Source organism: Falsiroseomonas oryzae (assembly GCF_027856955.1).
In the GTDB taxonomy this organism is placed as follows: domain Bacteria; phylum Pseudomonadota; class Alphaproteobacteria; order Acetobacterales; family Acetobacteraceae; genus Falsiroseomonas; species Falsiroseomonas oryzae.
In genome coordinates this window covers 1-1,249 of the sequence record NZ_JAPSMD010000813.1, presented here as the reverse complement: position 1 = coordinate 1,249, position 1,249 = coordinate 1, and the positions used below count along the sequence as shown (strand labels likewise).

Annotated in this window: 2 protein-coding genes; one reads left to right on the top strand and one right to left on the bottom strand. The window is 74.9% G+C overall.

What is annotated here, in order from left to right; translation table 11 throughout:
* Positions 1–392: MmcQ/YjbR family DNA-binding protein (locus OZN99_RS31915; protein ID WP_270939205.1), on the bottom strand; the 392-nt coding region annotated here is incomplete at its 3' end.
* Between the two features lie 205 nt (positions 393–597).
* Here OZN99_RS31915 and OZN99_RS31910 point away from each other — a divergent pair.
* Positions 598–1,197 carry a hypothetical protein gene (locus OZN99_RS31910; protein ID WP_270939204.1) on the top strand — a complete coding sequence of 200 codons (600 nt, stop codon included), beginning with the start codon at positions 598–600 and terminating at the stop codon, positions 1,195–1,197.
* Positions 1,198–1,249 lie beyond the last annotated feature (52 nt).

The window sequence follows — 1,249 nt, the reverse complement described above, 5'->3', positions numbered from 1 at the left end:
CGCGAGCCGGCGCCCCGCCGCGTGGCGGGTGCCGGCGCATCCGGCGTGGCGACTCGCGCCGCCACGCGCCTCGGCGCGATCAGCGAGAAGCTGCGCCGCACCAGCGCGTCCACCTCCGCCCAGTCCGTGCTGCCCGACAGCACCACGCCGATCCAGCCGCGGCCGCCAAGATAGGGCGGGCGGAAGAAGCGGGCGGGATCGACCGCCAGCAGCAGTTCCTGCGCGCCGGGCGGCGCCTTCAGCCACACAGCGGGCGCATCGCCATGGCTGCCGACCAGCGCGAAGATCCTCCCCCGCACCCTGAAGGTCGGCGTCTCCCAGGTCTCGACCTCCACCGCCTCCGGCAGCGCGAGGCAGAGGCGGCGCAGGCGCGCGATGGGCGATGCGGGCATGCCGTGCAGCCTAGACCGGCGTAGCCCTGACTGTGTTCAGGGCTACGCCGGTCCAGCTTCTCTGGCCCGGCGATTCACGCCCTTCGCCGTGCCCACCTTCGGTGCGCACACTCAGGGCGATCGCGGGCTGACGCGTCTCGCTTGACCAGCCGAGCGCCCCGCGGGAGCGTGGCGGCGCGCCCGCTCGCAACCGGAGAGCCCCGCGATGCACCGCCCGACCCTTGCCGTGCTGCTGACCCTCGCCGCCGCGCCTGCCCTGGCGCAGGACCGGCCGCCGCTCACGCCGACGCGCGACGTCACGGTGACCTACCGCAGCATCGGCAGCGGCGTGCCCGCCGGGATGCCGCCGATGACGATCTCCTGGCTCGCCGCGCAGGGGCTGATGCGCAACGACATGCCGGGAATGGGCTGGGTGGTCGCCGACCCGCGCAGCGGACGGGCCTTCATGGTGATGGAGCAGGCGCGCGCCATCATGGACGTGCCGATGCCCCCCTCGGTCGAGCAGCAGATGAACTCGCCGACCGTGACCTTCCGGCGCGAGGGCAGCGCGACGGTCGCCGGCCATGCCTGCACGATCTGGCTCATGCAGGACGGCCCGAACCAGGCGCGCAGCTGCATCACGGCGGAAGGGGTGATGCTGCGCGCCGAGGGAACCCATCAGGGCCAGACCTCCGGCATCGAGGCGACGCAGGTGAGCTTCGCGGCGCAGGATCCGGCGCGCTTCCAGCGACCGCAGGGCTACCAGCCCATGCAGGTGCCGCCCGGCCTGGCGCCCGGCGCCGCGCCCCGCCAGCCGACGCGCTGAGCGGCGCGGGCTGGCCGGGCAGTCCGCGATTCGACGGCGCCCGCCGGCGGCG

Coding starts and splice junctions, on each gene's coding strand:
- OZN99_RS31910 (WP_270939204.1), top strand. CDS start 598: ATGCACCGCCCGACCCTTGCCGTGCTGCTGACCCTCGCCGCCGCGCCT.